The sequence below is a fragment of the Rahnella sp. JUb53 genome (genome assembly GCF_004346065.1).
In the GTDB taxonomy this organism is placed as follows: domain Bacteria; phylum Pseudomonadota; class Gammaproteobacteria; order Enterobacterales; family Enterobacteriaceae; genus Rahnella; species Rahnella variigena.
On record NZ_SLYT01000003.1, the window covers coordinates 250,613 to 277,555 of the forward strand.

A 26,943-nucleotide genomic window follows, 5' to 3' on the forward strand; every position below is an offset into this window, starting at 1 on the left:
GCGCGATATCGATTATGGCCCGTGGGCGGGCGGCACGAACAAAGGTATAATGGCGCGGATTAAAATGACTGAGGTTGAAGTGGCAGTGACAGAATTAGCAGAAATAAATGACGACGAACGCTGGATGCAATACGCAATGACTTTGGCGCTGAAGGCGCAGGAGGAGGGCGAAGTGCCGGTGGGCGCCGTGCTGGTTTTGGACAATCAGGTGATTGGCGAGGGCTGGAACCGTTCTATCGGACATCATGATCCGACGGCGCACGCGGAAATCATGGCGTTACGTCAGGGCGGCAGCGCGGTGCAAAACTACCGACTGCTGGATGCCATACTGTATGTCACTCTTGAGCCTTGCGTGATGTGCGCCGGCGCGATGGTCCACAGCCGGATCCGTCGGGTGGTGTATGGCGCAGCCGATGCCAAAACCGGTGCAGCGGGTTCCCTGATGGATGTTCTGCGCCATCCCGGCATGAATCATCAGGTAGAAATCACGTCGGGCGTTCTGGCTGATGCCTGTTCTGAACAGCTGAGTGCGTTCTTTCGTTTTCGCCGCAGCCAGAAAAAAGCGCTGCGGCTGGCAGAGCGCGCAGCTCAGGCCGGTGACATCATTTCTGATAATCCTAAAGAATAAGGCTGTTCAGGCCTTATTTCCCCAGTGCTTCCTGTGCATCCACTACCGGATATCCCTGACCCAGCTGAGCCTGTAGCGCCGCCTTCTGCGCCTGCTGCTTCTCTTTTTCCATCAGATACCCCACCAGACTGAGCTGATAGCGGCGGATATTTTCCACATAATTATACGCCTGCGTGCCGCGGGCATAACCGTAAGTCGTCCGGCTTAAGAAGCGTTTCTGATTAAGCATCGGCAGCCGTTGCTTCACATCCGCCCAGCTGTCCGGATTCCCCTTTTGCTGTGCGGTCAGCTTGCGGGCGTCCAGCATATGGCCGTAGCCCATATTATATGCCGCCAGTGCAAACCAGATCCGTTCATCCTGCGGAATAGATCCCGGCATTTTATCCATCAGATGCGACAGATACTGCGCACCGCCACGGATACTTTGTTCGGCATCTGTCCGGTCATCGACATTCAGCCCGCCAGCCGTCGCGCGGGTCAGCATCATTACGCCACGCACACCGGTCGGTGATTTCGCCAGCGGATCCCAGTGAGATTCCTGATAAGCGATAGCGGCCAGCAAACGCCAGTCGATGTTCTGAGCATATTTTTCAAACAGCGGCTGCAAATCCGGCAGCGTCGTGTCGATGGCGTTCAGGAAAGTACGGGTATCGACATAATCGAAATCGCCCACGTGCCCGAGGTATTTTTCCTCCAGTTTTTCCAGCGTACCGTCCTCTGAAATCTGACTGAAGAAATCCAGCATAGCGGCAGCAAGGCTGTCGTCATCAGGTTGTTTGCGGTAATACCAGGTGACCGGTTCATCGTCTGTGGCATCAAAGGCCACCGCAAGGCGCGGATAGACGCGCTGCATCAGGGCGATGGTGACCGAATCCCCCAGCGTATAATCGAGTTTGCCGTTTTCAACCTGTTGCAACAGGTCGCGGGGTGACAATTTATCGGTGGTGGTCCAGTTGAGGTCTGGATATTTTTGGCTGGCAGCTTCCAGCGTGGCGATATGCGCACTGCCAGCAGACACTACCAGCGAGCCTTTGATGTCGGCGAAACTTTTCGGGCGCACAGCACCCTGCCGGTAAACCAGCTGCTGCGATACGGAATAGTATTCCGGGCCGGCGCGGTAGTTTTTCAGGCGCTCATTGTTGTACACCAGACCGGAAGCCAGCATGTCGGTTTTACCATGATCAAGATCGTCGAACATGCTCTCGATGGTGGTGTGCTGAGAAATCACCAGCTTCACGCCCAGATAATCTGCGAAGCGTTTAGCCAGTTCATAATCGAAGCCCAGATTGCCTTCAGGGGAGTCCATAAAAGTCAGTGGAGAATTGAGCGTGCTGACGCGCAATTCTCCACGGGATTTTATCTGATCCAGCTGGTCACCTTCACCTCTGTGCCACGGCACGGCAGGCCACAAGGCCAGTGCCAGTAACAGGGCGGCGATCCCCATCAGAACATAATTAATTTTTAGTCGCGTCAAATAGTTATCTCGCTGCGGCGCTCTTGTTTTTTTACGCTATGCTGTGCAGTTAGTATGGTTATATCCCCAGTGCTGACGCATTTTGCTCAACAAAACGGCAGTCTGCAACTTTATTCATAATAGCCATGATAACGGTAAGGCTATAAAGGAATATGAAGTTTCCCGACGCAAACGGTTTCGTCGGACGCCAGCTTTCTTTATAATAGCCCGCGTTTTCCCCCTGTTGCGCCCAATGAAGCACTGTGGTCAGTGTCTTCGAAGACGAGAGATCTGTGATTATGGAAATACTGCGTGGTTCGCCCGCTTTGTCGGCTTTTCGCATTAACAAATTGTTGTCCCGTTGTCAGGAAGCACGTCTTCCGGTCAGCGATATCTACGCCGAATATGTACACTTTGCCGACGTCAGCGCACCGCTGAATTCGGACGAACAAACCAAGTTACAACGCCTCCTGAAATACGGTCCTTCTCTCGCTGAACACGCTCCTTCTGGTCGTTTATTGCTGGTCACCCCGCGTCCGGGCACCATTTCTCCCTGGTCTTCCAAAGCTACCGACATCGCCCACAATTGCGGTTTGTCACAGGTTCTGCGCCTTGAGCGTGGTCTGGCATTTTATGTTCAGGCACCGCAACTGACCGAAGCACAGTGGAACGAACTGGGCGCATTGCTGCATGACCGCATGATGGAAACCGTGTTTACCCGTCTGGAAGACGCCAGCGCGCTGTTCGCGCAGCATCAGCCAACCCCGGTGCAACATGTGGATATCCTCGGCGTTGGCCGTGGCGCACTCGAAGCCGCCAACACCAAATTAGGTCTGGCGCTGGCGCAGGATGAAATTGATTACCTGATGGAAGCCTTTACGTCGTTGGGGCGCAACCCGACAGACATCGAATTGTATATGTTCGCACAGGCCAACTCAGAACACTGCCGCCACAAAATCTTCAACGCAGACTGGATTATCGACGGCGAAACCCAGCCGAAATCCCTGTTCAAGATGATTAAAAACACCTTCGAACAGACCCCTGATCACGTGCTGTCCGCGTATAAAGATAACGCCGCCGTGATGGAAGGTTCGCAGGTCGGTCGTTTCTACGCCGATGCGAAAGACGGTTTGTACGATTTCCATCAGGAGCAGGCGCATATCCTGATGAAGGTTGAAACCCATAACCACCCGACGGCGATCTCTCCATGGCCGGGTGCGGCAACCGGTTCAGGCGGTGAAATCCGTGACGAAGGTGCAACGGGGCGCGGCGCAAAACCGAAAGCCGGTCTGGTTGGTTTCTCTGTTTCCAACCTGCGCATTCCTGGCTTTGAACAGCCGTGGGAAGAAGATTTCGGTAAGCCGGATCGTATCGTTACTGCGCTGGATATCATGACCGACGGCCCGCTGGGCGGCGCAGCCTTTAACAACGAATTTGGTCGTCCGGCGCTGCTGGGCTACTTCCGTACTTACGAAGAAAACGTCAACAGCCACAACGGCCCTGAGCTGCGCGGTTACCACAAACCGATCATGCTGGCCGGTGGTATTGGCAACATCCGCGCGGATCACGTGCAGAAAGGTGAAATCACCGTTGGCGCAAAACTGATTGTACTGGGTGGTCCGGCGATGAATATCGGTCTGGGCGGCGGTGCGGCTTCTTCCATGGCATCGGGACAGTCTGACGCGGATCTGGATTTTGCGTCCGTACAGCGCGACAACCCGGAAATGGAACGCCGTTGTCAGGAAGTGATCGACCGTTGCTGGCAGCTGGGCGAAGCCAACCCGATCCTGTTTATCCATGACGTCGGTGCCGGCGGTTTATCCAACGCCATGCCGGAACTGGTCAGCGATGGCAACCGTGGTGGCTGTTTCCAGCTGCGCGACATCCTGAACGACGAACCGGGTATGAGCCCGCTGGAAGTCTGGTGTAACGAATCGCAGGAACGCTATGTACTGGCTGTTTCTCCGGCTCAGCTGGAACAGTTCGATGCTATCTGCCAGCGTGAGCGTGCACCTTATGCCGTGATTGGTGAAGCGACTGAAGAAATGCATCTTTCTCTGGAAGACAGCCATTTCGACAACCAGCCAATTGATATGCCGCTGGACGTTCTGCTGGGTAAAACCCCGAAAATGACCCGCGATGTCACCACGCTGAAAGCGAAAGGCGACGACCTGAATGCGGAAAACATTCAGATTGCAGAAGCGGTAAAACGCGTTCTGCACCTGCCAGCCGTGGCAGAGAAAACTTTCCTGATCACCATCGGCGACCGCACCGTCACCGGCATGGTGGCGCGTGACCAGATGGTTGGTCCGTGGCAGATCCCGGTCGCTGACTGTGCGGTCACCACCGCCAGCCTCGACAGCTATCACGGCGAAGCGATGTCACTGGGCGAACGTGCGCCAATTGCCTTGCTGGATTTCGCCGCTTCTGGCCGCATGGCCGTTGGCGAAGCGCTGACTAACATTGCCGCCGTCGAAATCGGCAGCCTGAAACGCGTTAAGCTTTCTGCTAACTGGATGTCTGCGGCCGGTCACCCGGGCGAAGATGCGGGTCTGTATGCCGCAGTAAAAGCGGTGGGTGAAGAACTTTGTCCGGCGCTGGGTATCACCATTCCGGTGGGCAAAGACTCCATGTCGATGAAAACCCGCTGGCAGGAAGGTAATGAACAACGTGAGATGACGTCACCGCTGTCACTGGTGATCACCGCGTTTGCCCGCGTCGAAGACGTGCGCCACACCGTGACGCCGCAACTGCGCACCGATAAAGGTGACACTGCGTTGCTGCTGGTCGATTTAGGTGCCGGTCATAACGCACTGGGCGCGACGGCGCTGGCACAGGTTTACCGTCAGCTCGGCAATACGCCAGCGGATGTGCGCAGCGCACAGCAACTGGGTGGTTTCTTCAACGCTATGCAGGCGCTGGTGTCTGAGCAGAAATTACTGGCTTATCACGACCGTTCCGACGGTGGTCTGCTGGTGACGCTGGCTGAAATGGCCTTCGCGGGACATTGCGGTCTGACCGCAGATATCGCAGCGCTGGGCACTGATTCGCTGGCGGCATTGTTTAACGAAGAACTGGGCGCGGTGATCCAGGTTCGTAAATCTGACCGTGAGGCGGTTGAGAAAACGCTGGCTGATTTTGGTCTGGCAGACTGCACGCATTACCTCGGCAGCGTCGAAACCGGTGACCGTTTCATCATTTCGTCGGGTGATAAGCCTGTGTACAGCGAAAGCCGCACCACGCTGCGTACCTGGTGGGCTGAAACGACCTGGCAGATGCAGCGTTTGCGCGACAACCCTGAATGTGCCGATCAGGAACATCAGGCCAAAACCAACGATCTGGATCCGGGCCTGAACGTCAAACTGAACTTTGCCCCTGACGAAGACGTGGCTGCACCTTACATCGCGAAGGGCGCGCGTCCGAAAGTTGCCGTGCTGCGCGAGCAGGGCGTGAACTCCCACGTTGAAATGGCTGCGGCCTTCCATCGTGCCGGTTTCGATGCGGTTGATGTCCACATGAGTGATTTGCTGGCGGGTCGCCGTGATTTGCAGGATTTCCATACGCTGGTGGCGTGCGGCGGATTCTCTTACGGTGATGTGCTGGGCGCGGGTGAAGGCTGGGCGAAGTCAGTGCTGTTCAACGACCGCGTGCGTGAAGAGTTCGAAGAATTCTTCCACCGCCCGCAAACGCTGGCGCTGGGTGTATGTAACGGCTGTCAGATGATGTCGAACCTGAAAGAGCTGATCCCGGGCGCAGAACATTGGCCACGCTTCGTGCGTAACCTGTCAGACCGTTTTGAAGCGCGTTTCAGCCTGGTTGAAGTGACTGCCAGCCCGTCGATGTTCATGCAGGGGATGGCCGGCTCACGTATGCCAATCGCGGTTTCCCACGGCGAAGGCCATGTGGAAGTGCGTGACGCTGCGCATCTGGCACAAATCGAGCACAGCAATCTGGTGGCGCTGCGCTTTGTGGATAATAACGGTCAGGCAACCGAAGCGTATCCGGCGAACCCGAACGGCTCCCCGAACGGGATCACTGCTGTGACCAACCTGTCAGGTCGCGTTACTGTGATGATGCCGCACCCTGAGCGTGTTTTCCGTACCGTCAGTAACTCCTGGCATCCGGAAGAGTGGGGTGAAGACAGCCCGTGGATGCGCATGTTCCGTAATGCGCGTAAACAGCTTGGCTGATGCTAAATAAGCTCCAGTAATAAAAATCCGCAGTGCGAAAGCCTGCGGATTTTTTTGTCTGACTTACCGCAACGGAAGTAACGCTAACTCTCTGTTTTTTAATAGTTATGTCATTTAATATTCATTAAATTGATTGTTGCTTAATTAATCATTAACTATTTATATGTAATCATCGTCATATAATGCCCAGGTCAACTCAACAGGGCTTATACGCCAATGAAAAATATCATTTTCGCGAATATTCGTGCAGCACTCGCTTGCCCAATTTTTATGCTTTCATTATTAATATCCCTTAATGTGCAGGCACAGGATCACCCTGGTAATTCCACGGTGGAGAATTTTTCCCCGCAGGAAAATAATGAAGGCTTATGGGATTCATTCACCAATAATATTGCTGAAACGTGGAATACACCGCAGCAGCAAGATCTCTTTCTTCCGGTATTAACTCGTCATAACCGGCATACACACAGCAAAAAACAAATCGAAGGATATAACGAACATCCGTGGGGCGGAGGTTACGGTATTTCGCGTTATGATGAGAAAGGAAACTGGCACGGCATTTATGCGATGGCCTTTAAAGATTCTTTTAATAAATGGGAGCCTGTTGCCGGTTACGCTTATGAAAAGATATGGCAGCCGCTTGATGATAAAGAATTCCGCTTAGGGGCAGGGTACATTACCGCCGTTTCAGCCCGTGACAATTATGATTACATTCCTTTTCCCATGGTGCTGCCGCTGGTATCAGCAGGCTATTCAAGGCTGACGTTCCAGACAACCTACGTGCCGGGAACCAACAGCAAAGGGAACGTCCTGTTCGGCTGGTTCCGTTTTCAGTTTTAATCGTCTGAGTAAGGTGAGGGGAAAGTATTAAGAAAATCCCCGTTATGTTTTTCGGTTTATTCTTATTGGTGAGTTTTTTAAGTAAATTAATTGCCTAAACAGACCCTACATATTTTAGGGATAATTCCTATAATGAATTACGGAAAGACTTTAAATTCATGAGATTGAATAAACAGACGTTTTTTGTTACTTCTTTGTTTAGTTTATAAAGACATTATTTGTCTATGATACTCTCCTGACGCAGGGAGCTATTACAGATATGATGATCAAGAAAGTAATCGGTTGTGCAGGTATGATACTAACGCTGGGTATGAGCTCATCCGTGTGGGCAAATAACAGCGGGATTAATCCGGTCAGCGATCCGGATACCATCCAGTATAAATCGCTGGCTGCGAACGTGTGGTCAGACTTTACAGATAAAGTCTCAACGACATGGAATGATTCTGATTCACAGGATCTGTATCTGCCGGTGATCACCTGGCATAACCGTCTGACATACGATAAAGAGAAAACCGATCGTTATAACGAACGTCCATGGGGCGGGGGTTATGGTATTTCCCGTTATGATGAAAAAGGCAACTGGAACGGCATTTATTTTATGGCGTTTAAAGACTCCCATAATAAATGGGAACCGATCGGCGGTTATGGCTGGGAAAAAATATGGACACCTGCAGAAGATAAAAACTTTCGGTTAGGTTTAGGTTATACCGCGGCGGTGACGGCGCGTGACGACTATAACTATATTCCTATTCCGATCGTGTTACCGCTGGCTTCCATCGGCTATAACAAACTGACCTTTCAGGCGACGTATATTCCGGGAACCTACAATAACGGCAACGTTTTCTTTGCCTGGCTGCGGTATCAGTTCTGAAGCGCTTTCTTTATGAATGAGTTTTGTGACTGAACAAAGTCCGGGCACAGGTTGTGAACCTGATCCCCCAATTTTGATGAATATTCCACTATGCTAAAAATTCACCGCAAGAATCAATCTGTTGGGTTCTGCGGTGATTTTTTGTTTTCAGGGAATCTGTAAAACACTTCATCAAGAGGATCACTCGTGAAAAAAGCATCCCGTTATCTTGCGTTATCTGCACTTGCCTGCGTTTTCCCCCTCTCGCTTCCTGCCGCTCAGGCGGCTCAGTCTGATAATTTAGAACTCCAGCAAGTCCTGGTGCTCAGCCGTCACGGTATCCGTGCGCCGCTGGTCAATTACGGTGACGTGCTTGCCGAATCCACGACGCACACCTGGCCGGTGTGGAAAACGGAAGGCGGGTTGCTGACGCCGAAAGGCGGCCAGAATTCTGAACATATGGGCCAGTACTTCCGCGCATGGCTGGCGAAAGATAAATTGCTGCCTGCAACCGGCTGCCCGGAAAGTGCGCAGGTCTTTACTTATGCCAACAGCTTGCCGCGCACCATTGATACCGCAAAACATTTCTCCACCGGTGCTTTCCCGGGCTGCGACGTTTCAGTTATTAATCGCGTAGAAATCGGCAAAATGGATCCGGTGTTCAACCCGATTATTACCGCTGATGTGAACGATACTTTCAAAACCAACGCGCTGAATTCTGTTAACCAGCATGCTGGCGAGGGCGGTCTGGCGGGGCTGAATCAGCGCCTCAAGCCAAATTACCAGCTGCTGGAAAGTATCCTCGATTATAAAAACAGTAAAACCTGCAAAGAAAAACAGCAGTGCGATCTGGCTTCGCAGCCATCAGAAGTCGTGCTGACGCAGGGTAAAGAACCGGGTATTACGGGGCCGCTGCGAATGGCGACCGGCGCGGCGGATGCGTTTATGCTGCAATACTACGAGGGTTACCCGATGAAAGACGTGGCGTGGGGGAAAATAACGACGCCGGAGCAGTGGAAGAAACTGGAGGATATCAAAAACCTTTATCACGAAACGCTGTTCGGCTCCCCGGCGATTGCTGCCAACGCCGCTAAACCGTTGCTGACCTTTATTTCCGGTGTGCTGGATCCGAAACTGGCAACGACCGCCGATCAGAAAGCCGCGCAGCAGGCAAAACTGGCGGTGCTGGTCGGGCATGATTCCAATATCGCGTCACTGCTTGCGGCACTGAAAACCCAGGATTACCAGCTGCCGGGTCAGTACGAACGTACGCCAATCAACGGGACCGTGGTCTTCCAGCGCTGGCACGATAAAAAGACCGATAAAGACCTGATGAAAATCGAGTATGTATATCCGACCGCCCGTCAGTTGCGCAACAATGTAGCGCTGAGCCTGAAAAATCCACCGGAACGCGTCACGCTGCAAATCGAAGGTTGTACCGTTGATAAGCAAGGTTTCTGCCCGATGGAGCAATTTAATCAGGCCGTGCAAAAGGATTTACAGGGCTGATGCCTTAAGCCGCTAACTGGCAATAGATAGCGTTTTAAGTTAGTTAGCGGCAGCTTTCCTCAGCCAGATAATGTGCCAAAGTTTCCTCACTCTGGCACATTATGGCGTCCTCTTCGTTTTACCTTAGCGCCCGTCAGCGGGCAGAGATTGCTTCCCGCTCCGCCCGTTTCTGGTGGCGGTTGGAAATCCCCACCTGGACACTGATCGCCACGGTTTACAGCGGCTGGTTTGCGCTGGTCTATTTCTGGGAAGATCTCGGTCCGTGGATTGCCACGCCTGCGCTTATCTGGTTCACGGCCTGGTATATGTCGCTGCAACACGAACTCATTCACGGGCACCCGACCCGTAAACCCTGGCTGAATCAGCTGCTCGGCACGCTGCCGCTGGCGGTCTGGTATCCCTATGGTTTATACCGCGACACGCATTTACAGCATCATCGTAATGAACATCTGACGCTGCCGGGCGATGACCCCGAGGCCTATTATTTCAGCCGCGCCAGCTGGGAAAGCTTGTCGCCGCTGATGAAAGCCGTTGTTCGTCTGCGTAACACACTGCCGGGACGGATGCTGATCGGGCCACTGCTGGATATTTCCGCCACGCTGACCGGCGCCCTGACGGCGTTATTGCGCGGTGACTGGCGCACAGTCGGCATGTGGGATTTCCACGGGGTTTTGCTGACAGGTTTGTTGTACTGGATGTCGCTGCACGGCCTGTCTGCCGGATATTTCATTCTGGCGGTGAGCTATCCGGCGCTGAGCCTGACCAAAGTCCGTTCTTTTTATGAACATCGCGCCGAACATTCGCCACAGGCACGCTCAACCCTAAATGAGGCCGGTTTTATCTGGCGGCTGCTGTTTCTTAATCTCAATTATCATCTGGTACATCACGATTTGCCGGGCGTGCCGTGGTTCGCACTGCGTCAGGTGTATTTTGCTGAACGCGAAGCTTATATTGCGCGCAGCGAGGGGTTTGTGGTGAAAGGTTACCGGCAATGGTTCAGGCAACATTCGCAGAAACCGGTTTGTGTAGAAGCGCATCCGTTTGCCAGCACTCGTGAGCCGGTGCAAACCGCGCGCAGCGACTATGATTATCAGCAGGAAACCCCCTGACGGAGTGGCCAGATGATGCTGATGTCTTTACCGATGTATGCTGTTTCTGTACCGGACGTGGAAGCTTTTGCCGGTGTTCTGCGGGAAAAACTGAAGCGCGCAGGTCTGATTGCCACACCGCAATCGCTGAGCTGGCCGCAGAATTTATTGATGCACTGGCAGCAGCCGGATTTGCTTCTGAGCCAGACCTGTGGTTTTCCGCTGGTAGAAAGCCTGCCGGATGTTCAGCTGGTCGGCACTTTCAGTTACCGCGCGCCGGGCTGCGACGGGTATCGATACCGCAGTTTTTTGCTGGCGCGTGATGAAGATGCAAAACTGCATTTGCCTGATTTTCGTCACCGGCGGCTGGCGTTCAACAGCACCGATTCTCAGTCCGGATACAACAGCCTGCGGGCGCTGGTGGCACCCCTGGCGCAGGCAGGAAAATTTTTCTCTCAGGCCACAGCAACCGGCAGCCATCGTGAATCCCTGCATTATGTTCAGCAAAACCGGGCAGATCTGGCGGCGATCGACTGCGTGACGCTGGCGCTATTGCACCGCCACGATCCGTCAGCGCTCAGCGGTCTGGTGATTATCGGCCAGACGGCGGCCGTGCCGGGTTTGCCGCTGATCACTTCGTCACAAACGTCTCCGGAACATCTGTCCATTTTGCGTCAGGCATTGCATGAAATCTCGCATGAGTCGGTCGCTAAACCGTTGCTGATTGAAGAGTTCAGTGAAGTGCCGCGTCAGGCATATAGCGTGATTACATTGATGAAAAATATTGCTCAGGAGTTTGGCGTCCGCGAACTGACCACGTCATAACGCTCTGAATATTGCATAAAAACCGGGCCTGGGCGCCCGGTAGTGATATCTGAGTAGCGATAAATCAGTGCGTTTCGATAGGGAAATCTTCGTTCACATCGCCCCATTCAGCCCATGAACCGTCGTAAAGCTGCACATCTTTAACACCCAGAGAATCCAGTCCGAACGCCAGCGCCGCTGCGGTTACACCGGAACCACAACTGGTGATCACCGGTTTATTCAGATCAACGCCCAGCCGTTCGAACGTCGCTTTCAGCTCAGGTGGCGATTTCAGATGCCCGTCTTGTGTCAGTTCGGTAAACGGAACGCTGAGGCTGCCAGGAATATGGCCGCCATGCAGCCCTGGACGCGGTTCCGGCGCTTCGGCTTTAAAACGCGCCAGAGAACGGGCGTCGATAATCTGTACCTTGCCAAGCGCGTCTTTTACCTGCTCCGCACTGACGACGACCGGACGCACCAGTTTGGCGTTAAAGGTGGTCGGGACGCGGATGTGCTCGCCGCTTTGTGTGGGTTTCCCTTCAGCAATCCACGCATTCAGGCCGCCATCCAGCACGCGTACGCTTTTCGCGCCAAAGCTGGTCAGCATCCACCATACGCGGGGCGCGGAGAACAGATCGCCCTCATCATACAGCACGATGGTTTGCGTATCCGCAACGCCCAAACGGCTCATTGAGGCAGCGAATTCCTCTGCGGTCGGCATCATATGCGGCAGACCGGTGGAGCAGTCAGAAATGCTGTCGACTTCCACATAAATCGCGTTGGGAATGTGCGCTTCAAGATATTTGCCATGAAAATCCACCGGCGGCGTAATGCCCGGTTTGGATTTACGACAATCGATAATGACGACATCCGGTGAGTTCAGATTTTTTGCCAGCCATTGTGTAGAAACGGTATGGGTAGAAAAAGTCATGTTCTGTTGCCTTATCTTTTTTGTGAAACCAGCCTCAGAGATCGCCCGGGATCAAAGAATACATCCAGGCGTCACGCGGCTGACCGTGATAATAAAGCCGGTTGCGGTGCAGACCTTCGGACGTCGCGCCCGCTTTTTCTGCCACCCTGCGGCTGCTTTCATTGCCGTCCATCACGACGATTTCCAGACGGGTCAGCTCCAGTTCAGTAAACGCAAAACGCGCAGCGGCTTTGACCGCCAGCGTTGCCAGTCCCCGGCCGGTATAACCGGTGCGGATCCAATAGCCAAGATTGGAAAACTTATATTCCTGAACGATGCGGTTGATGCCCACGCTGCCAATCAGATTCCCGCCGGAGCGTTCAAAAACACAGAAATTGAATTCTGCCCCGCGATGACGCTTTTGCTCACTGTCGGTGAGATATTTGCGGCTGTCATCAGGGGAATATTTATCGGTACACCAGCTTTCCCAGGCACCAATTTCAGCCACCGAGGCCTGAACGGCGGCAAAGTGGGTGATGGCTTCCAGCTCCGTAGCAACGCGGATTTCTATTTCTTCATCCTGATAAATCTGGCGTGTCAGCATGGGCGTTATCCTGTTATTGAGGAGACCAATAAGTCAGCCTCACATATCATGTGTCCGTCTGTCAATTGGCGAAAATACCGGTTAAGTCAGAAAAAATAAGCCAGAAAAACAGCAGGCTGTCTGCTAAACGCTTTACTCTTCCGGCAGCAACATCACCAGCTTGCATTCGGCATATCCCGCCGGAAAAAATGTCTGCTGCCGGTAGCGAATTTCACCGCTCAGCGGATGGTTAAAGCGCCGCTCGCCACCTTCGCGAGCCAGCACTTCCTGTTGTGTCCACCACTGGCTGAATTCGGCGCTGCGTTCCCGTAACCGCTGCACCGCCTGGCGGACCGCTTCGGAATGAGGGTAATGGCTGGTTTCAGCCCGAAATTCTGCCACCACGCGCTTGGCGCGCTCCGGCCAGTTTGTCACCAGCTGGCGCGCCAGCGGATGCAGAAACATAAAATCCAGCAAATTAGGATTTTCATCCACGCCCAGCCAGCCGCTGAAGAGCACACCCGCCTGCGGATTCCACGCCAGCACATTCCAGCAACTGTCGAGCAGATAACCGGGGCAGGTCAGCTGATTGACGTAATCTTTCAGGCCCGCGTCCGGCGCGGCGGAAGACGGCAACGCTTCAGGGTCTTTCACCGATGCGAGGCTGAATAAATACTCGCGTGCGGCAGGCTCCATACGCAGCGATTTCGCCAGCCGGTCAAGCGTGGCGGCTGAAATCGACACATCGCGTCCCTGTTCAATCCACGTATACCAGGTTGCGCTGATACCGCTGATTTGTGCCAGCTCCTCACGCCTCAGCCCGCTGGTTCTGCGACGGGGTGAGCCTGGTAAACCCACCATTTCCGGCGTCACCCGTTCGCGGTGTGTGCGTAAAAAGGTTCCCAGCGCCCTGGGGCCACTGAGCGACTCTGCGATATCAATCATGACATCCTCTTAAACGTGAGTTCTTAGACAGGAACTTACTTATACCAGTATAAACGCTCATATTGTACCCGTATAAAACAATGCCTATAGTGATTTTGAGGTCATTTGAAACCGCGTTCTTCCCTAATAAATCAATAAAAAAACAAGACAGACAGGAGCAATGATGAACATTAAAAACACCCATACTCAGGCCGTTGATAAGCAGTTTGGCTCGCAGGCAAAAGATTATCTGACCAGTGCCGTTCACTCACAGGGCGCGGATCTGCAACGTCTGGCGACGCTGCTGGCACCTTTTCCGGATGCGCATGTGGTCGATCTGGGATGTGGCGCGGGGCACGCCAGTTTTGTGGCTGCCCGCGTCGTTAAAAATGTGGTTGCCTACGATTTGTCGGCGCAGATGCTGGACGTCGTGGCGCAGGCGGCAAAAGATAAAGAGCTGAATAACATTACGGTACAGCAGGGCGTTGCGGAGTCACTGCCGTTTGACGACAGCAGCGCGGATATCATTATCAGCCGTTATTCGGCACACCACTGGCATGATGTCGGGCAGGCGCTGCGTGAAGTGGCGCGTGTGCTGAAACCGGGCGGAAAGTTCATCATGATGGATGTGGTATCGCCGGGGCACCCGTTGCTGGATATTTATCTGCAAACGATTGAAGTGCTGCGCGATACTTCTCATGTCCGCAACTATTCCCCAGGTGAATGGCTGAACATGGCTTCAGAAGCCGGTCTGATTGCCCGCGAAGTCACTACCGACCGCCTGCCGCTGGAATTCACCAGCTGGATAGCGCGTATGCGCACGCCGGAGCATTTCGCCGTCGCTATCCGCGAGCTGCAAAAAGTGATGTCTGAGGATGTGATAAAACACTTTGATATCCAAACTGACGGCTCATTTACCAGCGATATTATGATGCTGGTCGCGTCGAAAAACTAAATAATTGCGGTGTGATGCGCCCTCCGTTGAACGGAGGGCGTGAAATTATCTTCTTACTTCTTACTTCTTACTTCTTACCAAACATTTTCTTGCCCAGCAGTACCAGCGCCAGTACCGCGGCACCCACCACCAGACCAACGACCAAATCAGTCGCGCCGGTAATCAGCGTATTAACCCAACTCTCATGGCCGTGTGTCAGCGGTTCAATCAGGCTGTGCATGAACGGTAAACCATGGCTGATAATGCTGCCGCCGACCAGGAACATCGCGATGGTGCCGACAACCGACAGTATCTTCATCAGCCAGGGCGCGAGATTCACAATACCGCGTCCGAAGGCGCGTACAGCATTCATCATGCCGCTTTCGCCGTTCAGCTTACTCAGGTACAAACCGGCGTCGTCAATTTTCACAATCGCTCCCACCAGGCCATATACACCGATAGTCATTGCCACGGCAATCAGCACCATCACAGTGACCTGATTAAGGAAAGGTGCTGATGACACAATCCCCAGTGAGATCACAATGATTTCAGCAGAGAGAATAAAGTCAGTGCGAACGGCACCTTTGACCTTTTCTTTTTCCTGCTTTTTAGCATCGGCTTCATTTTTTACCTCAGCCGACGCCGGTTTTTCTTCTTCGTGATGGTCACCGGGCATGAATTTGTGGGCGACTTTTTCGAAACCCTCGTAACACAGATAGGCGCCGCCAATCATCAGTAAAGGTGTGATCGCCCAGGGAATAAAGGCGCTGATCAGTAACGCCAGAGGAACCAGAATCGCTTTATTGATCATGGAACCTTTTGCGACAGCCCAGACGATCGGTAATTCCCGGTCGGCTTTTACTCCGGTAACCTGCTGTGCGTTCAGCGCCAGATCGTCGCCCAACACGCTGGCTGTTTTTTTAGCGGCGACTTTACTCATCGCCGCGACATCATCAAGAATCGATGCAATATCATCGATCAATGCCAGAAGACTTCCACCCGCCATAAATACTCCCTTTTATCATTGTGCAAAGGCTTTCCGCACGCGCGGAGCCTGAACTCTGCTGTTCCGACCTTGCATCAGATCACAGCAACAGAAAATTCATAAAAAATAATCATATCAGTGATTGCATAGCGGCGTCGATTTGTGCGAATGTTGTCCCGTTCTTAAATAACTTTGAAATCTCTTCATAGTTTCTCCATTAAATATCCTCATTTTTCCAGCAGTTATACCGGCAGAAATATTTCTTTGCATTCTCTCCTCATTTTTACCACAAAGGTTAAATTTCTTTACGTTCGATTACGTCGCCTTTCATTGCTTCGCTGATAATTAACTCAACGGATAACTTCCGCTCCATTAATTAACTAAACTAACGAAAGAAAGGTGCGTATTATGAAACTCTTACCTGCAATCACAGCTGTTGCTATTACCGTTGCTTCATTCTCTGCTCTTGCTGCTACGCCAATTTCAGAAATGCAGGCGCAAAGTGGTAATTTCCAGTCCCTGGGTGTTGTTTCAGTGAGCGCACCTAATACCGTCCCGGGCAGCATGCGTGACCAGCTGAACCAGGTCGCCAGCGACAAAGGTGCAACACACTACCGTGTCATCGGCCAGGGTACGCCGGGCGATTCAAGCCTGAACCGTGCAAGCGTTGAGTTGTATAAATAAACTCAGCTTTTATAGAAAGCCTTTTTTATAAAATCTGATTAAGGTTATTTCCCGTAGCGAGAAGGCCAATGTCATCTGACATTGGCCTTTTTATTACCATCATTTATAGCTTCTTTTGAGAATCATCCCATGTGTTTTAATTTATCCTCTTCTTTTTGATAATAATTTCTCTTATTAATCATTTCGTAAGAATTTTTGCGTTATATAAGGGTCTATGTCCTCAGGAGGAGTTAATATGCTGAATGCCGCAAGAATGACAATCAAGAACACCGGGGTCTCGATTCAGAACCAATTTTTCTATTTACAGAATTTTATTACTTCACCAAGAACGATGGGGACGCTGATGCCGTCATCCCCGTGGTTGTGCCATGCGATGCTTAGCCAGATTGACTGGGCGACGTCGCTGGAGATAGCTGAACTGGGCGCAGCCGACGGGGTGCTGACCCGCCGCATTCTCAGCCGGATGCGTGCTGACGCGAAACTCGAAGCATTTGAAATTCAGCCTGCGTTTGTCCGCAAGCTAAACCAGATGGACGATCCCCGTTTGCAGGTGATGGCGCATTCTGCTGAGCATATGAGTACGCAGTACGACGCTGTATTCTCCTGTTTACCGCTGCTGTCGATGCCAGTGCGAACCAGCATCCGGATTTTGCAGGCTACCCGCCAGCAGTTGAAAGAAAAGGACGGGGTACTTGTTTTGTTCCAGTACAGCCATCTCTCTGAGAAATTACTGTCACGCTACTTCACCTGGAAAAAAATTCGTGTGGTGAAGAATTTTCCGCCGGCGCTGGTGTATATCTGTAAACCTCGCTGATACAGTTACTTATGGAAGCTGGATCGCAAAGCTGCCCGCAGGCCTTTGCGGAACAAGGATTTTTCAGTATGATGAGCACCATAGCGTAAATAAAACGCTACAGAAGCTTCACCGGCAGGTGATAAAAATCTGCCAGTGAGGCTTTTTTGTTGTACTATCTGGCGAGTACATTTTCAGGCCAGTACAATGACCATTTTTGATGTTCACACTTCATATTGATGATGGATTTTCATCAGGCGGGCTAACGGCTCCCGGGGAATAAAGGATAGCGGTAATGACACAACCCATTTTCATGGTAGGCGCGCGCGGTGCGGGTAAAACGACGGTCGGCAGCGCTCTGGCGAAAGCACTGGGCTATAAATTTGTCGATACCGATCTGACATTGCTGCGCACCTCTGGCATGAGCGTGGCGGACATCGTTGAGCGTGAAGGCTGGGAGGGTTTCCGCTGCCGTGAAACTGAAACGCTGAAAGCGATTTGCGCGCCCTTCACGGTGATTGCGACCGGTGGCGGCGTGGTGCTGGCGCAGGAAAACCGCGATTTCATGCGTGATGCAGGAACGGTTATCTATCTGCGTTCGCCGGCTTCGACGCTGGCCAACCGTCTGGAAGATGCCCCGCTGGAAGATCAGCGACCTACGCTGACGGGTAAACCGATTACCGAAGAAATGATGGAAGTCCTGAATGAGCGCGAAGCCCTTTATCAGCAGGCTGCGCATCATGTCGTAGACGGAACGCTGGATCCTGCGGGTGTGGTGAATGCAATTCTTGATGCGCTGGCACTGCCGGTCGCGCGTTAAATCCTCCGCCACCAACTCTGAAGACGAGCCCCTGTGGCTCGTTTTTTTATGCCCCAAAATCCTGAAGTGGCGGAAGGTGTAAATTAAACGGGCCATTTTTGTGATGAATGTCACGGGTGCTTAAGTATTGTACGCAGTGATGTGCAGGCGTAAAGTAATCACTCAGGTTATTAATTTTTACGTCCACTTCTGCAACGGAACCCATGATGAAAATCCTGAAACACTTCTTCAGCCAGCATGCGAAAGCGATGCCCGCGATATGGTCAGTGACGATCATTCTTGTTGAAGCCTCTATCGCACTCTATATTTTGCGCAATATTTAATCAAAATTATCTGCTGAGTTTTACGTCCGTCACCTCATTATTACTCGGCATTCAACCTCTCTTTCTGTGAATTGAATGGCTTTAGGAATTTCTTTAAGCATATTCATTTATCTTTCTTCTTGTGCGTGGAAAATAAACGGCTTGACGCTGACACGTATCAGCTTTAGTTTTTAATTAACTTAACAGGAACCCTGTTCCATATACCGGAACTGCCTCCTTATGACTACTTTAGAAAATGCAGCAGCAGTGCTGAAGTTATTTTCCAAAAAGGGGGTCCGACAGGGACATCCCGGTTTGTCATTCAGTGATGTCGTCGAAAATTTAAAATTACCTAAAAGCACGGTATCGCGTTTGCTAATGACCATGGAAACGCAAGGGTTGCTGGAGCGTGATCCGGACAGCCGTCTTTATCAGATTGGAAAGTTATTACTGGCCGTCTCAAGCCATTATTTATCGGCGCCGCTGGTGGATTTGGCGTCGCCTTATATGACGCAACTCAGTCAGCTTACGCAATGTACCGGTTACATCTCGATGCTGGAAGGGCGTGACATTATGGTGATGCGTATGTTCCCCGGCAGAACCTATTTGCAAGTGGTCACTCCGGCGGGAAGCCTTTTACCCGCGCATGAAACGGCGATTGGCCGGGCCATTTTATCGCGTTATTCCGATGAAGAAGTCCGTGAGCGTTTTAGCGGTAACTATGAAGCGCATTCTGTGAATGCACCGAAAAGTCTGGACGTTTTGTTATCTCGCCTGGCTGAAGTGCGACTGACCGGCGTGTCTTTTGCCAATAATGAAACGCTGCTGGGAATAAGTACGTTAGCGACCAGCATTTTTAATAAGCATCGCAATGAACTCGTGGGGTTGTGTTTATCTTTTCCTTCCCCCGCGCAGGGAAAAGAAATTCCGGAAGGGATCAGGGAAGGGCTGATTGCCGTAACCCGGCAACTCGCCGAAAAATTGGGTGATGAGTATTGGCATTTACCAGAGCGGTAATTAACCGCGAAAGTAATGACTAATAACGGACCCGGAAAATCGCAGTTTTCAATATTTGCCAACACCAGGGGCCTTATGTCAGATCAACCTGCTAAAAATAATAAGGAAAATCCGCTAAAGGATATTGGCACTCTCATCGTGATGATCCTGCTGTCTGTTTTGGGCGCAATCATCGGAGTTCAGCTGATTACCACATTGGGCGTGACGCCTAATACGTCGATTATCGGTGCGCTGTTTGCCATGTTACTGGCGCGCATCCCGATGCAGGCTTTTCAGCGTTACCGTTCTGTTCACACGCAGAATCTGGCGCAAACTGTGATTTCTTCCGCGACCTTTGGTGCGGCAAACAGCTTGCTGATGCCGATCGCCATCCCTTATGTCATGGGCCAGCCGCAACTGATTATGCCGATGTTTACCGGCGTAGCGGTGGCGATGTTGCTCGATGCCTACCTGCTTTATCGTCTGTTTGATACCAAAGTGTTCCCGGCCAGTAATGCGTGGCCACCGGGCGTTGCTGCCGCTGAAGCCATCAAAGCCGGTGATAACGGCGGGCGTCAGGCGTGGTTGCTGGTCGCGGGTGTGGTGGTCGGGCTGGCGGGCGCGATGCTTAAGATTCCGATGGCGGCCTTCGGCACGGCGTTTATCGGCAATATCTGGGCGCTGAGCATGTTTGGCATCGGTTTGCTTATCCGCGCTTATGCCCAGCCGCTTGCCGGTTTAGATCTTAATGCGATGTATATTCCGCACGGCATGATGGTCGGTGCCGGGCTGGTATCGCTGCTGCAGGTGATTCAGGTGGTGCGTGCTAAAAACGCCGACGCCAAAACCACTTTTACCCAACCAGCGAAAGAAGTGCGCAAAGCACTCGGGCTGGGCGCATTCGGCTATATCGCTATTGCCGCACTGCTGGCGCTGGGGGGCGGGCTGTACAGCGAAATGTCAGTCAGCATGCTGATTGCATTTGTGATTTACGCCGCCTTTGCCGCGTTCTTCCATGAGCTGATTGTCGGAATTGCCGCGATGCATTCTGGCTGGTTCCCGGCCTTTGCCGTGGCGCTGATCACGTTGATTATCGGCATACTGATTGGCTTCCCGCCTATGGCGCTGTGCGTGCTGACCGGCTTTACAGCCGCGACCGGCCCGGCGTTCGCCGACATGGGCTTCGATCTGAAAGCCGGATTCATTCTGCGCGGTTACGGCAAAGATTTGCGTGCCGAACTTTATGGCCGCCGTATCCAGTTATTCGCCGCTTTACTCGCCTTTATTATCGCCATTCCTGTGGTCTGGTACGCCCATTACGGCTACTTCGCGCAGGATTTAGTACCGCCAGTTGCGCGGGTTTATGCCAAAACCATTCAGGCCGGCGCACAGCCTGGAATTGCGCACAGTTTGCTGATCTGGGCCATTCCGGGCGCATTAATACAGCTGATTGGCGGCCCGAAACGTCAGCTCGGCGTACTGCTCGCCACCGGTTTGCTGATCAACAGCGTGATGGCCGGTTGGGCAGTCGTCTGCGGCATCGTGCTGCGCATTATCATTATTCGAATCTGGGGTGAAAAAGGGCGTACACCAATGGAAGTGCTGGCGGCAGGATTTATTGCCGGAGACGCACTTTACAGCTTCTTCACCTCGGTTTTCAGCGCCAAAAAGTAGTGAGTACCGCACCAACACCAGGGCTTAATCAGCCAGCACGACACACCGACTGTTCCACGATGAACAGCGCCCGCGACCGTTTTGCCACTGCGCCTTATGCGCCGGTTGCGGGGTTTTAAGAGGATTTTGTGATGAGTTTGCAACAGACATTAACCGTATTCGAACTGATTGACAGTGCACATGTCAGCGGCCAGGACATTGTGGACTTATTCGCCCGTTATCCGGGGATCACCGCCAGTACACACCGTGCGGAGGGCCCGAAAGGCGGTACCGATTTTGTCCGCATTACCGTGCCGGGCAGCAAAGGGAAGAGCAGCGGCGGCACTGCGCCCACGCTCGGAATCATTGGTCGTCTGGGCGGCATCGGTGCGCGTCCGACGCGTATCGGGCTGGTATCCGATGCCGACGGCGCCATTGCCGCCGTCACCAGCGCACTGAAGCTGGCCGACATGCAGCGCAAAGGTGATGTGCTGGAAGGCGATGTGATTATCACGACGCACATTTGCCCGAACGCGCCGACCCGTCCGCACGATCCGGTTGATTTTATGGATTCGCCGATTGATGACGTGACCATGAATGATAACGAAGTGGTTGAAGGCGTGGACGCGATACTTTCTATCGACACCACCAAAGGCAACCGCATTATCAATCACAAGGGATTCGCGATTTCGCCGACGGTGAAAGAGGGCTACATCCTGCGTGTTTCCGAAGATTTACTGCGCATTATGGAAATGACCAGCGGCAAACCGGCAGTCACTTTCCCGATCACCACGCAGGACATCACGCCTTACGGCAATGGTGTACATCACCTGAACAGCATTCTGCAACCGTCAACGGCGACCAGCGTTCCGGTTGTCGGTGTGGCGATTACAGCGGAATCTGTGGTGCCCGGTTGTGGCACCGGCGCAAGTCATGAAGTGGATATCGCACTGGCGGCGAAGTTCGCCGTTGAAGTCGCGAAAGAGTTTGGCCGCGGCACCTGTCAGTTCTTTGATGCCGATGAATATCAACTCCTGTTGTCGCTGTACGGAAGCTTGCGTCACCTGCAAAACCGGAAGTAACACCATGATGACATCCTTTGCAACGTTAACCATCGGACAGGCGCCACGCAGCGATATTATGCCGCTGCTGATGGCGCATCTGCCAGCCGGGTCAGTCACGCATGTTGGCTTACTGGACGGGTTAAGCACCGGGCAAATTGAGCAGCGCTATGCGCCTGCCGAAGGCGACGCTGTGCTGGTCACCCGTTTGCTGGATGGTTCGCAAGTAAATCTTGCCGCGCCGCGCGTAGAGCGAGGCTTACAGGAAAAGATTGATGTGCTCGAAGCGCTGGGCTGCATGACCATTCTGCTGCTGTGTACCGGCGAGTTTAACCATCTGCACGCAAATAATGCCCTGCTTCTCGAACCTGACCGCATTATCCCGCCACTGATTAGCTCGATTATCGGCCAGCACCGCGCAGGCATTGTGGTACCGGTAGAATCCCAGGTGGTTGAACAGGCCAACAAGTGGCGCAAATTAGCCAAAGCGCCGTGTTTTGCGGTCGCCAGCCCGTATCTTTCTGATGACAAGACCCTGACGGAAGCCGCGATGCGTCTGGCTGAACAGGGTGCGGAAGTGGTGGTGCTCGACTGCATCGGCTTTAACCGGCATCACGAGGATGTGCTGAAAAAGCATCTGAATATTCCGGTGGTGTTATCGAATGTATTGATGGCAAAACTGGCGGCGGAGCTGGTGGTCTGAGGATGTGACGGACAGGGCATACAGCTATCCACAATGGCACTGTGTGACCGTAAAATCAAATCAGTGACGCCGCTTTGCGGGCGGTGTCGTCTGGTGCAGATAAAGCGGTAATAATCAGTGACAGAAGACGCTTTCTGCCCCTAATATGAAGGCTCTGAAAATTATCGCAAAGGGCCAATCTATGTTGAAAAATAATGAGTATTTTGACGGGAAAGTGAAGTCGATTGGTTTCGACAGCGAAAGTACGGGTTCAGCCAGCGTTGGCGTGATGGCCGTCGGTGAATACACGTTCGGTACCGCAAAGCCGGAAGAAATGACCGTCATCAGCGGCTCACTGAAAGTGCTGATCCCGGGATCTCCGGACTGGCAGGTGTTTAAGCCAGGCGAAACTTTCTATATTCCGGGTAAAAGTGAATTCAACTTACAGGTCGGCGAAACGACTTCGTACTTGTGTAAATACCTGACCAAATAATATACAGACACAGTACAAACAAAAAGGCGCTCATGAGCGCCTTTTTTACGTTCTGCATCCGGTCTTAGCGTTGTGCTTCGCCGCCCAATGCTTCGATCAGGTTCTGGATAAGCGCCGCCAGTTCACCCGTCATCAGCACGAAATCAGCATCGAAACGTCCGGCGAAATCTTCGCGGTCGATGTCTTCATTTTGATCACGAATAACGTCGCTGAATTTCAGGCGTTTAATGCTGCCGTCGTCGGCCAGCACCACGGCGATACGTTCCTGCCAGTCAACGGCCAGCTTGGTGACCAGTTTGCCATTTTCGATATGCGTGGCGATTTCGTCACTGACCAGCGCCTGTTTTTTACAGCGGATCACGCCGCCTTCTTCCAGAATTGCTTTCAGCTCGGCTTCGTCCTGTAAGGTGAAACCGGCAGGCGTTTCGCCTGAACGTACCCATTCGGTCAGCGTCAGCTCGATCGGGCTTTCCATGGTCAGCGGCACCACCGGCAGCGAACCGAGGCTTTTACGCAGCAGCGCCAGCATATCTTCGGCTTTCTTGGCGCTGGCGGCATCGACCATGATCAGGCCGTTAACGGTATCAATCCACATGAACGTCTGGCTGAAGCGGCTGAATGCGCGCGGCATCAGGCTGTGCAGCACTTCATCTTTCAGGGAATCTTTTTCGGTCTTTTTCAGCTTACGGTGCTGTTCGCCTTCGAGCTGATCAATTTTGGCCTGTAACTCTTGTTTGATAACCGGAGAAGGCAGAATTTTTTCTTCTTTGCGTGCGCAGATCAGGATCTGCCCGCCGTTGACGTGAGTCAGCGCGTCGCCACCGTGAGAACCCATCGGTGAAACCCAGCCGGTTTTCGCCATATCCTGGCTGCCGCACGGGGTAAAGGTGAAAGCACTGAGCTGTTTTTCCATTTCGTCAGCAGATAACGAAACTTCACGGCTCAAACGGTAAACCAACAAATTCTTAAACCATAACATGGCGTTATCCCTGTCCCGGCGCACTCGTGGTACGCTGAATAAATGAATGCAGGGCGGCATGATAACCAATTGAGCGCCGGTCGTCGTTAAGAAATCGCCGTGGCCTGTAACATTGCATAACAGCTTATTCTGGTGACAGAGGCCACTGGCTTCTAAACTGAACAGACTCAGAAAAACTGACCCTGCAGGACATAAAAAGGAGAATAAAACGTGCGAATTGGCATTGATTTAGGCGGCACAAAAATAGAAGTCATTGCGTTATCGGATGAAGGCAAAGAGCTGTTTCGCAAACGGGTCGATACGCCGAGAAATGACTACGAGCGCACACTCAAGGCGATTGAAGGGCTGGTGCTGGACGCCGAGAAAGGCACCGGACAGCGCGGCAGCGTGGGGCTGGGGATCCCCGGCACGTTATCGCCGTTTACCGGCAAAGTGAAGAATGCCAATTCGGTCTGGCTGAACGGTCAGCAACTGGATGAGGATCTGGCGCTGTTGCTCAAACGCGAAGTGCATATTGCAAACGACGCCAATTGCCTGGCGGTTTCCGAAGCCACCGACGGGGCAGGTGCAGGCCGTCACACCGTATTCGCCGTGATTATCGGCACCGGCTGCGGTTCCGGCATTGCGCTTAACGGCGTGGCGCACGCGGGCGGCAACGGCAACGCAGGCGAGTGGGGCCACAATCCGCTGCCGTGGCAGGATGAGGAAGAAATCCAGTTTGCCCGCGAAGTCCCGTGCTACTGCGGAAAATCAGGCTGCGTCGAAACGTTTGTTTCCGGCACCGGATTTGCCGAAGACTACTTCCGTCATTCCGGTCAGCGTTTAAACGGCGCAGAGATTATTGCGCTGGTTGAGCGGGGCGATGAAACGGCGGAACTGGCGCTGGGTCGTTATGAGCGTCGTCTGGCTAAGGCGCTGGCAAACGTAGTGAATATTCTCGATCCGGACGTAATTGTCTTCGGTGGCGGCATGAGTAATGTGGATCGTTTGTATCAGACCGTGCCGCTGCTGGTTAAACAATGGGTATTTGGCGGGGAATGTGAAACGCCAATGCTCAAAGCGGTTCACGGTGATTCGAGCGGAGTGCGTGGCGCTGCCTGGCTGTGGCCGCAATCGCGTTTTGCGTTGTAAGTTCTTCATCAATTTTCAGGGGGCAGAGTTTGCGCCCCTGATCTCATTCATAATCCAGCAGTTAAAGCGCCATCTCCCGTTTAAATACGTCCAGCGTGTGCGCCTTCACGCGGATAAATTCCGGGTGGCTCATGATTTCAGAACCACGCGGACGCGGCAGGTCAAACGGCACAATTTCTGCAATCTGCGTCGGTCGTCGTGTCAGCAGTAAAATCTCATCCGCCAGAAACACTGCATCCTCGAGATCATGCGACACAATCAGCATGGTGACGCCAGTCGCCAGCTGCACTTCCTGCAATTTATCGCGGATAAACAGCGTCATCTCGAAATCCAGCGCCGAGAAAGGCTCGTCGAGGAACATCACTTCCGGACGCGTCGCCAGCGCCCGCATGATGCACACGGTTTGCTGCTGGCCGCCGGAAAGCTCATACGGATAGCGTTTCAGGTCGAAGCGGATATCAAACATTTGCGTCAGTTCTTCGACCCGCGCATTGACGTCCGCTTTGCTCATGCCGTGTCGGATCAGCGGGTAGGCGATATTGGCGCGGGCACTCATCCACGGAAACAGCGCGTCGCGGTAGTTCTGAAACACATAACCGATGGTGGTCTGCGCCAGCGTTTTGCCGTCGAACAGAATGTCGCCTTTATCCACCGGGATCAGCCCGGCGATCATGTTCATTAACGTCGATTTACCGCAGCCGTTCGGGCCGAAGATCGACACGATCTTTCCACGCGGTAAGTCGAGATTGAGATCGGTATACAGCGGCTGTCCGGCAAACGCCTTGCTCAGTCCGCGGATCGTCACATGGGTATCCGGGCGCGTGGCGTACTGCGGCAACTGCGGGCCTTTGTAATCGGGGTTCAGCGAGAGAGGTTGCGTCATGCTTTGCTACTCCAGTGGACGGTTTTTTTCTCGATCAGCAAAAAAGCCAGATTCAGCAGATAACCCAGCGCGCCGGTGATCAGGATTGAGGCGTACATGTCTTTGATGTTAAACACCTGCTGGGCATCGATGATCCGGTGGCCGAGGCCGGTTTCCGATCCGATGAACATTTCAGCGACGATCACGATCACCAGCGCAATTGACACACCGGTGCGCAGGCCAACGAAGGTTTGCGCCAGGCTTTCCATCAGCAGAATGTCTTTAAAAATATGCCAGCGGGAAATTCCCATCACTTTGGCCGCCATCAGCCGGGTTTTCTTGGCATTCATCACGCCGTACGCGCTGTTAAACAGGATAACCAGCACCGCGGCAAAGGCGGCGATGGCAATTTTATTAGCATCGGTAATGCCGAAAATCAGCATAAACAGCGGGATCAGCGCTGATGACGGCGTGGAGCGGAAGAAGTCGATCAGAAATTCCAGGCTGCGATAGATCTTTTCATTGCTGCCTAAAATGACGCCGAGCGGCACGCCTATCACTGCGGCAAAAGCAAAGGATACCAGCGTGCGGTAAAGGGTTGCGCCGATGTCGGTGCGCATGGAAGCATCGAAAAATGACTGGAACATGTAGCCAATCGTCTCGACGGGCGAGGGCAGAAGCACCGGGTTCAGCCATTTTGCGCTGACGGCCAGTTGCCAGAATAAAAACAGCAGCACCGGGCCGACCAGCGGCAGTAACCTTGAAGACCAGCGTGAAGTCATCCTGTTT

Annotated in this window: 25 protein-coding genes; 17 read left to right on the top strand and 8 right to left on the bottom strand. The window is 52.9% G+C overall.

Annotation, left to right across the window (positions count from 1 at the left end; genetic code table 11):
• Positions 1-64: 64 nt before the first annotated feature.
• Complete coding sequence (gene tadA / locus EC840_RS08915; protein WP_112288219.1) at positions 65-628, top strand: tRNA adenosine(34) deaminase TadA; 564 nt, start codon at positions 65-67, stop codon at positions 626-628.
• A 13-nt stretch (positions 629-641) separates the two neighbouring features.
• On the opposite strand, the gene mltF is transcribed toward tadA, so the two are convergent.
• Entirely contained in the window at positions 642-2,102 is a 1,461-nt protein-coding gene (mltF, locus tag EC840_RS08920; protein ID WP_129638292.1) for a membrane-bound lytic murein transglycosylase MltF, read from the bottom strand.
• Positions 2,103-2,377: 275 nt separating this feature from the next.
• Between mltF and purL the strand changes: the two genes are divergently transcribed.
• The 6 genes from purL to EC840_RS08950 all read left to right on the top strand — a co-directional run bounded on the left by purL (position 2,378) and on the right by EC840_RS08950 (position 11,383).
• Positions 2,378-6,271: a phosphoribosylformylglycinamidine synthase gene (purL, locus tag EC840_RS08925; RefSeq protein WP_207914751.1), complete on the top strand. Its 3,894-nt coding sequence runs from the start codon at positions 2,378-2,380 to the stop codon at positions 6,269-6,271.
• Between the two features lie 216 nt (positions 6,272-6,487).
• Positions 6,488-7,111, top strand: coding sequence for a lipid IV(A) palmitoyltransferase PagP (gene pagP / locus EC840_RS08930; RefSeq protein ID WP_132965012.1), 624 nt, complete (start codon positions 6,488-6,490; stop codon positions 7,109-7,111).
• 259 nt (positions 7,112-7,370) lie between these two features.
• Entirely contained in the window at positions 7,371-7,982 is a 612-nt protein-coding gene (gene pagP, locus EC840_RS08935; RefSeq protein WP_112288200.1) for a lipid IV(A) palmitoyltransferase PagP, read from the top strand.
• A gap of 186 nt (positions 7,983-8,168) precedes the next feature.
• Positions 8,169-9,470 carry a bifunctional glucose-1-phosphatase/inositol phosphatase gene (gene agp / locus EC840_RS08940; protein WP_112288201.1) on the top strand — a complete coding sequence of 434 codons (1,302 nt, stop codon included), beginning with the start codon at positions 8,169-8,171 and terminating at the stop codon, positions 9,468-9,470.
• A 101-nt stretch (positions 9,471-9,571) separates the two neighbouring features.
• The gene (locus tag EC840_RS08945; RefSeq protein ID WP_132965014.1) at positions 9,572-10,579 is read left to right on the top strand and encodes a fatty acid desaturase; all 1,008 of its coding nucleotides are present in this window, start codon (positions 9,572-9,574) and stop codon (positions 10,577-10,579) included.
• Between the two features lie 12 nt (positions 10,580-10,591).
• Positions 10,592-11,383, top strand: a complete 792-nt coding sequence (locus EC840_RS08950) for a PhnD/SsuA/transferrin family substrate-binding protein (protein ID WP_132965016.1) — start codon at positions 10,592-10,594, stop codon at positions 11,381-11,383.
• A 64-nt stretch (positions 11,384-11,447) separates the two neighbouring features.
• Here EC840_RS08950 and sseA read toward each other — a convergent pair whose 3' ends face one another.
• From sseA to EC840_RS08965, 3 genes are all read right to left on the bottom strand, one after another.
• Positions 11,448-12,293 carry a 3-mercaptopyruvate sulfurtransferase gene (gene sseA / locus EC840_RS08955; RefSeq protein ID WP_129638295.1) on the bottom strand — a complete coding sequence of 282 codons (846 nt, stop codon included), beginning with the start codon at positions 12,291-12,293 and terminating at the stop codon, positions 11,448-11,450.
• A 34-nt stretch (positions 12,294-12,327) separates the two neighbouring features.
• Positions 12,328-12,876 carry a GNAT family N-acetyltransferase gene (locus tag EC840_RS08960; RefSeq protein ID WP_113876175.1) on the bottom strand — a complete coding sequence of 183 codons (549 nt, stop codon included), beginning with the start codon at positions 12,874-12,876 and terminating at the stop codon, positions 12,328-12,330.
• Between the two features lie 132 nt (positions 12,877-13,008).
• Positions 13,009-13,800, bottom strand: coding sequence for a helix-turn-helix transcriptional regulator (locus EC840_RS08965; protein ID WP_113876174.1), 792 nt, complete (start codon positions 13,798-13,800; stop codon positions 13,009-13,011).
• A 163-nt stretch (positions 13,801-13,963) separates the two neighbouring features.
• On the opposite strand from EC840_RS08965, the gene EC840_RS08970 reads away from it, so the two are divergent.
• Entirely contained in the window at positions 13,964-14,734 is a 771-nt protein-coding gene (locus EC840_RS08970) for a class I SAM-dependent methyltransferase (protein ID WP_132965018.1), read from the top strand.
• A gap of 67 nt (positions 14,735-14,801) precedes the next feature.
• Here the strand turns inward: EC840_RS08970 and EC840_RS08975 are convergent, their stop codons facing one another.
• Positions 14,802-15,719, bottom strand: a complete 918-nt coding sequence (locus tag EC840_RS08975) for a DUF808 domain-containing protein (RefSeq protein WP_112288208.1) — start codon at positions 15,717-15,719, stop codon at positions 14,802-14,804.
• A gap of 387 nt (positions 15,720-16,106) precedes the next feature.
• Here EC840_RS08975 and EC840_RS08980 point away from each other — a divergent pair, with 387 nt between their 5' ends.
• From EC840_RS08980 to ppnP, 8 genes are all read left to right on the top strand, one after another.
• Positions 16,107-16,382, top strand: coding sequence for a DUF1471 domain-containing protein (locus tag EC840_RS08980; protein ID WP_112288209.1), 276 nt, complete (start codon positions 16,107-16,109; stop codon positions 16,380-16,382).
• Positions 16,383-16,617: 235 nt separating this feature from the next.
• Positions 16,618-17,196 carry a methyltransferase gene (locus EC840_RS08985; RefSeq protein WP_112288210.1) on the top strand — a complete coding sequence of 193 codons (579 nt, stop codon included), beginning with the start codon at positions 16,618-16,620 and terminating at the stop codon, positions 17,194-17,196.
• A gap of 274 nt (positions 17,197-17,470) precedes the next feature.
• Positions 17,471-17,995 carry a shikimate kinase AroL gene (aroL, locus tag EC840_RS08990; RefSeq protein WP_132965020.1) on the top strand — a complete coding sequence of 175 codons (525 nt, stop codon included), beginning with the start codon at positions 17,471-17,473 and terminating at the stop codon, positions 17,993-17,995.
• A gap of 542 nt (positions 17,996-18,537) precedes the next feature.
• A complete protein-coding gene (locus tag EC840_RS08995) occupies positions 18,538-19,314 on the top strand; it encodes an IclR family transcriptional regulator (RefSeq protein ID WP_132965022.1) in 777 nt (258 codons plus the stop codon).
• Positions 19,315-19,389: 75 nt separating this feature from the next.
• The gene (locus EC840_RS09000) at positions 19,390-20,967 is read left to right on the top strand and encodes an OPT/YSL family transporter (protein WP_132965024.1); all 1,578 of its coding nucleotides are present in this window, start codon (positions 19,390-19,392) and stop codon (positions 20,965-20,967) included.
• A 131-nt stretch (positions 20,968-21,098) separates the two neighbouring features.
• On the top strand, positions 21,099-22,028 hold the full coding sequence (locus EC840_RS09005; RefSeq protein WP_112288214.1) for a DUF1177 domain-containing protein: 930 nt from the start codon (positions 21,099-21,101) through the stop codon (positions 22,026-22,028).
• A 4-nt stretch (positions 22,029-22,032) separates the two neighbouring features.
• A complete protein-coding gene (locus EC840_RS09010) occupies positions 22,033-22,710 on the top strand; it encodes an AroM family protein (RefSeq protein ID WP_132965026.1) in 678 nt (225 codons plus the stop codon).
• A gap of 181 nt (positions 22,711-22,891) precedes the next feature.
• On the top strand, positions 22,892-23,182 hold the full coding sequence (gene ppnP, locus EC840_RS09015; protein ID WP_013576688.1) for a pyrimidine/purine nucleoside phosphorylase: 291 nt from the start codon (positions 22,892-22,894) through the stop codon (positions 23,180-23,182).
• 64 nt (positions 23,183-23,246) lie between these two features.
• On the opposite strand, the gene rdgC is transcribed toward ppnP, so the two are convergent.
• Positions 23,247-24,161, bottom strand: a complete 915-nt coding sequence (rdgC, locus tag EC840_RS09020; RefSeq protein WP_112287473.1) for a recombination-associated protein RdgC — start codon at positions 24,159-24,161, stop codon at positions 23,247-23,249.
• Positions 24,162-24,371: 210 nt separating this feature from the next.
• Between rdgC and mak the strand changes: the two genes are divergently transcribed.
• Positions 24,372-25,292 (top strand): fructokinase, encoded by a 921-nt coding sequence (gene mak / locus EC840_RS09025; protein WP_112287474.1) that lies wholly within the window; start codon positions 24,372-24,374, stop codon positions 25,290-25,292.
• A 61-nt stretch (positions 25,293-25,353) separates the two neighbouring features.
• Here mak and EC840_RS09030 read toward each other — a convergent pair whose 3' ends face one another.
• Positions 25,354-26,175, bottom strand: coding sequence for an ABC transporter ATP-binding protein (locus tag EC840_RS09030; protein WP_232829820.1), 822 nt, complete (start codon positions 26,173-26,175; stop codon positions 25,354-25,356).
• Positions 26,172-26,936, bottom strand: a complete 765-nt coding sequence (locus tag EC840_RS09035; protein ID WP_113876165.1) for an ABC transporter permease — start codon at positions 26,934-26,936, stop codon at positions 26,172-26,174. The genes EC840_RS09030 and EC840_RS09035 overlap by 4 nt, the downstream gene beginning before the upstream one ends.
• Between the last annotated feature and the right edge of the window lie 7 nt (positions 26,937-26,943).

Bases quoted from the DNA above. Each gene is read 5' to 3' on its own strand.
- tadA (WP_112288219.1), top strand. From the start codon at position 65: ATGACTGAGGTTGAAGTGGCAGTGACAGAATTAGCAGAAATAAATGAC.
- pagP (WP_132965012.1), top strand. From the start codon at position 6,488: ATGAAAAATATCATTTTCGCGAATATTCGTGCAGCACTCGCTTGCCCA.
- pagP (WP_112288200.1), top strand. From the start codon at position 7,371: ATGATGATCAAGAAAGTAATCGGTTGTGCAGGTATGATACTAACGCTG.
- EC840_RS08945 (WP_132965014.1), top strand. From the start codon at position 9,572: ATGGCGTCCTCTTCGTTTTACCTTAGCGCCCGTCAGCGGGCAGAGATT.
- EC840_RS08950 (WP_132965016.1), top strand. From the start codon at position 10,592: ATGATGCTGATGTCTTTACCGATGTATGCTGTTTCTGTACCGGACGTG.
- sseA (WP_129638295.1), bottom strand. From the start codon at position 12,293: ATGACTTTTTCTACCCATACCGTTTCTACACAATGGCTGGCAAAAAAT.
- EC840_RS08960 (WP_113876175.1), bottom strand. From the start codon at position 12,876: ATGCTGACACGCCAGATTTATCAGGATGAAGAAATAGAAATCCGCGTT.
- EC840_RS08965 (WP_113876174.1), bottom strand. From the start codon at position 13,800: ATGATTGATATCGCAGAGTCGCTCAGTGGCCCCAGGGCGCTGGGAACC.
- EC840_RS08970 (WP_132965018.1), top strand. From the start codon at position 13,964: ATGAACATTAAAAACACCCATACTCAGGCCGTTGATAAGCAGTTTGGC.
- EC840_RS08975 (WP_112288208.1), bottom strand. From the start codon at position 15,719: ATGGCGGGTGGAAGTCTTCTGGCATTGATCGATGATATTGCATCGATT.
- EC840_RS08980 (WP_112288209.1), top strand. From the start codon at position 16,107: ATGAAACTCTTACCTGCAATCACAGCTGTTGCTATTACCGTTGCTTCA.
- EC840_RS08985 (WP_112288210.1), top strand. From the start codon at position 16,618: ATGCTGAATGCCGCAAGAATGACAATCAAGAACACCGGGGTCTCGATT.
- aroL (WP_132965020.1), top strand. From the start codon at position 17,471: ATGACACAACCCATTTTCATGGTAGGCGCGCGCGGTGCGGGTAAAACG.
- EC840_RS08995 (WP_132965022.1), top strand. From the start codon at position 18,538: ATGACTACTTTAGAAAATGCAGCAGCAGTGCTGAAGTTATTTTCCAAA.
- EC840_RS09000 (WP_132965024.1), top strand. From the start codon at position 19,390: ATGTCAGATCAACCTGCTAAAAATAATAAGGAAAATCCGCTAAAGGAT.
- EC840_RS09005 (WP_112288214.1), top strand. From the start codon at position 21,099: ATGAGTTTGCAACAGACATTAACCGTATTCGAACTGATTGACAGTGCA.
- EC840_RS09010 (WP_132965026.1), top strand. From the start codon at position 22,033: ATGATGACATCCTTTGCAACGTTAACCATCGGACAGGCGCCACGCAGC.
- ppnP (WP_013576688.1), top strand. From the start codon at position 22,892: ATGTTGAAAAATAATGAGTATTTTGACGGGAAAGTGAAGTCGATTGGT.
- rdgC (WP_112287473.1), bottom strand. From the start codon at position 24,161: ATGTTATGGTTTAAGAATTTGTTGGTTTACCGTTTGAGCCGTGAAGTT.
- EC840_RS09030 (WP_232829820.1), bottom strand. From the start codon at position 26,175: ATGACGCAACCTCTCTCGCTGAACCCCGATTACAAAGGCCCGCAGTTG.
- EC840_RS09035 (WP_113876165.1), bottom strand. From the start codon at position 26,936: ATGACTTCACGCTGGTCTTCAAGGTTACTGCCGCTGGTCGGCCCGGTG.